The following is a 4132-nucleotide window of genomic DNA, read 5'->3' on the forward strand; positions in this document are numbered from 1 at the left end:
GGTCTGCCGGGGGAACCTCCACCCCCCCCTGGGGGGGGCGGCGAGGGGGGCCGCCCCCCGCCCCTTGGCGGATGTCGGGGGTGGGTCAGACGAGCAGACGCGAGCCCTCGTGGGTGATCTCGTGGGCGTCGGGGTCGTCGAACCACACGCCGCCGTCGCCGAGGTAGCGGAAGGTGACGGGTTCGCCGGCCGGCACCTCGATGGTCACGCTGCGGGTGCCGTTGCTGCGCTTGACCAGCTTGTGCTTGCCGGGGGTCCAGTCGTTGAAGGTTCCGACGGCCGAGACCGGTCCGGAATACGCGGCGTCGGACAGGACGAACTGGATCTTGACGGCCGAGCTCTTGCTGGGCGAAATACGAACGCTCACAGGTACATCCACTTCATCAGGCGGGTCGTTGTCGGGGTGAGGTCGGGTGATCGAACTTCAATGGCCGGACGACCTCGGTGACGTTCCGTCGAGGAATGTAGCGAATGGGCACCCCATTCGGGGGAAGAAACGCCAGCGGTCGCGAGATGGAAACGCGGCCGTGACACTTCTGCCGGCCCGGGTGGGGCGGTGGTCAGCGGCGGCCGGAACCTCGCAGCGCGCGGTCGAGCGAGAACGCGCCCGCTCCGGTGCCGGCCAGGACCAGGCCGAGGGCGCCGATGACCAGGACCAGTTCGTAGCCGCCGTCGGAGACGAAGACGCCGTTGGCGGCGTGCACGAAGATCAGCGCGCCGGCCATGTCGACGGCCACCAGCACCCCGACCAGGGGAACGAGGATTCCGGCGATGAGAGCGATGCCGCCGCCGAACTCGACGAGCGCGGCGAACCACGCGCTGATGCCGGGGGCCGGGATACCCATCTGCGTGAATCCGTCGGTCACCCCGGCGATTCCGTTGGTGAAGAGCTTCTGCGCCCCGTGGGCGATGAGGACGATGCCGAGGGCCACGCGGCCGACCAGCAGGACGACATCCTGGACGGTGGTCGTGGTGCGCGGGCCGAACAGGACGGACGTGGCAGTGGCCATGATGGTCTCCAGGTGGTGTCGAGGCGGTGCTTGCGGGCGGGAGTACTGGACAGAAGCTTGAACGTTCATTCAACAGGTCACGGCTAGTAATGGTCCACATACCCAGAGGTGAGATGAACCACCGCGACGAGGTGACGACCCCATGGCCGGCACGGGGCACGGGAAGGCAGGGACGGTGACGGGCGACCCGGTCAGCGCGACGACCACGGATGCCGACCGGAACCCCGGCCCCCCGCTCGACCGCGCGTTCTTCGCCCGTGAGGTCACGCTGGTCGCTCCTGACCTACTCGGACGGATCGTGGTCGCCGACGGACCGCAGGGTCCGGTGGGGGTGCGCCTGACCGAGGTGGAGGCCTACGCGGGTTCGGACGATCCCGCCTCCCACGCGTACCGGGGGCGGACCAGCCGGACCGCGGTGATGTTCGGACCGCCAGGTCACCTCTACACGTACTTCGTCTACGGGATGCACTGGTGCGCGAACGTGGTCACCGGGCCGGACGGCCACGCATCGGCGGTCCTGTTGCGGGCGGGCGAGGTGGTGTCCGGTCTCGAGCTGGCCCGCCTCCGGCGGCCGACGGCCCGGCGGGACGACCACCTGGCGCGGGGGCCGGCCGGGTTCGCGGCGGTGTTGGGGTGGGCCCGGGACGACAACGGCCTGGACCTGTGCGCGCCACCGCGCGACGCGACGCGGGGAGCCCGCTTCCACGAGGGACGTCCACCGGCCTCGGCGGACGTCTCGGCCGGGCCCCGGGTCGGCGTCGGCCGGGCGGCCGACGTGCCGTGGCGGTTCTGGATCAGCGGGGCCCCGTCGGTCTCGGCGTTCCGGTCGGGGACCCGCGCCTCCCGACGGACGAACGGCGTGCCCCTCACCGGTGAAGTCGCGCCGGACCAGGGCCCGCGGGCGGGAAAACCCGGTGGCCCCTCCTGGCAGGATGGCCCGCGTGACCGACCAGCTCCCTGACGTGCTCCGCGACCTGTCCGCCCGCGACCTCATCGCCCAGTCCACCGACCTGGCGGCGTTGGGCGCGGACATGACGGCCGGTCCGATCACGGCGTACGTGGGGTTCGATCCGACGGCCCCGAGCCTGCACATCGGCAACCTCGTGCAGTTGCTGACCATGCGCCGGATCCAGGCCGGGGGACACCGACCGTTGGGTCTCGTGGGTGGGGCCACCGGCCTGATCGGGGATCCGCGGATGTCCGGCGAGCGGGTGCTCAACGACGCGGACACCGTGGCCGGGTGGGTGGATCGCATCCGGTCCCAGGTCGAGCGGTTCCTGGACTTCGACGGGGAGTACGCCGCGCGCATCGTCAACAACCTGGACTGGACGGCGCCGCTGTCGGCCATCGATTTCCTGCGGGACGTGGGCAAGCACTTCCGGATGGGTCGGATGCTGGCCAAGGAGACGGTGTCGGCCCGCCTGCACAGCGACGAGGGACTGTCCTTCACCGAGTTCAGCTACCAGATCCTGCAGGGGATGGACTACCTGGAGCTGTACCGCCGGTACGGGTGCACGCTGCAGACCGGGGGCAGTGACCAGTGGGGCAACCTGACCAGCGGGACCGAGCTCATCCGCAAGGTGACCGGGTCCACCGTGCACGCCCTGGCCACTCCGCTCATCACCAAGGCGGACGGCACCAAGTTCGGCAAGTCCGAGGGCGGCGCGATCTGGCTGGACCCGCAGATGCTGAGCCCGTACGCCTTCTACCAGTTCTGGATCAACGCCGACGATCGGGACGTCGTACGCCTCCTGAAGGTCTTCACCTTCCGGTCGCTCGACGAGATCGCCGATCTGGCCGAGCAGACGGCGAGCCGTCCGCAGGCGCGCGCCGCGCAGCGGGCACTGGCGGCGGACGTGACCACTCTGGTGCACGGCGCCGCGGCCACCGAGGGGGCGATCGCGGCCAGTGGCGCTCTCTTCGGACGGGGCGATCTGGCTGCGGTGGACGAACCCACCCTGGCGGCGGCGCTGGTCGAGGCGGGACTGACCGATCTCCCCGTGGGAGCGGCGGACGGGCCGACCGTCGTGCAATTGCTGCGCGAGACCGGGCTGGCGGCATCGCTGTCGGAGGCGCGGCGCATCGTCGCCGAAGGTGGGGCGGTCGTGAACAACCAGCGGATCGGCGAACCGGATCACCGACCCGCGGCGTCGGATCTGCTCTTCGGGCAGTACCTGGTGGTGCGCCGGGGCCGGAAGGCCATCGCGGGCGTCCGGGCCGTCGCCGGCTGACTGTGACCGCCCCGACAGCGGGACCCGCGGGAACAGAACGCGGGCCCGGGTCGTTGACCCGTCCGCACGCCCTGTGACGCCCGCCGTCGCAGGTCCCGGTAGCACCTTCGGACCGGCCAACACGCCGCCTGAACTGGGGACTTGACTCCTCGCCGAAGCGTGCGTAACGTTCTTGGAGCTTCGCGAGGAACCGAACGGCCGGGATTCAACTCCCAGGGCACAGGGCGGCTCGCGCAGCACCCCACCTTGAACCTTCGACTCCCGGCTCCGCTGGGGGTCAACCGGCGTGCGCCGGTGAGGCGAAAGGGCCCGCGAATCCGGCGGTTTGAAATTGCCGGAGACAGCAGGTAGCTTTGCCCGGGTCATTGAGCAGGAAATGCCGAGAGGTCATCTGCAAAATGGTCGTCGACAACTACATCCGGTGTTTCTTTGGGACAAGTCTCGACATTTCCTGAGAAATACAGCGATTTGCAATCGCGCACCGGGCCGGATACAGTGGTCACAGCCGCTGAGCAGCGAAGATGCATCAAGCATTCAGGTGCTACAGTGGCGGGATAACTTCAACCGGTTCGGTTTCCGGAAGCCAAGATCTTCGGATCGAGAGCGCCGGACAGCGATTTGCGAAAGCGCCAAACACCGGGTAGCGTTGTTCAGGTCGGCCCCGAGCGGAGACGAAAGTCCGAGCGAGGTGCGCGTCCGTTTCTTGAGAACTCAACAGTGTACCGATAGTCAGTGCCAATTTATGTTTTACCCCGTTGGCCAGGCTTTGTGTCTGGTCTTTGGGATTCCTTTGGTATTGAAGTGAGCTAGCTCATTTTGACGCCTGGATAATGTTTTCTATGGTTTGTTGACTGACCGGTCCTTCTCCTTTGGGGGTGGGTGGTTGGTTGT

General features: G+C 68.4%; 4 protein-coding genes. 2 read left to right on the plus strand and 2 right to left on the minus strand.

Annotation, left to right across the window (positions count from 1 at the left end; genetic code table 11):
- Positions 1–85: 85 nt before the first annotated feature.
- Positions 86–367, minus strand: coding sequence for an isoamylase early set domain-containing protein (locus FDO65_RS21915; RefSeq protein WP_137451893.1), 282 nt, complete (start codon positions 365–367; stop codon positions 86–88).
- 193 nt (positions 368–560) lie between these two features.
- Positions 561–1010, minus strand: coding sequence for a DoxX family protein (locus tag FDO65_RS21920; protein ID WP_137451894.1), 450 nt, complete (start codon positions 1008–1010; stop codon positions 561–563).
- Between the two features lie 175 nt (positions 1011–1185).
- Here FDO65_RS21920 and FDO65_RS21925 point away from each other — a divergent pair, with 175 nt between their 5' ends.
- Positions 1186–1971 (plus strand): DNA-3-methyladenine glycosylase, encoded by a 786-nt coding sequence (locus FDO65_RS21925; RefSeq protein ID WP_240757831.1) that lies wholly within the window; start codon positions 1186–1188, stop codon positions 1969–1971.
- Positions 1943–3241 carry a tyrosine--tRNA ligase gene (gene tyrS / locus FDO65_RS21930; protein WP_137451896.1) on the plus strand — a complete coding sequence of 433 codons (1299 nt, stop codon included), beginning with the start codon at positions 1943–1945 and terminating at the stop codon, positions 3239–3241. Before FDO65_RS21925 ends, tyrS begins: the two co-directional genes overlap by 29 nt.
- Positions 3242–4132 lie beyond the last annotated feature (891 nt).

Source organism: Nakamurella flava (genome assembly GCF_005298075.1).
Classification (GTDB): domain Bacteria; phylum Actinomycetota; class Actinomycetes; order Mycobacteriales; family Nakamurellaceae; genus Nakamurella; species Nakamurella flava.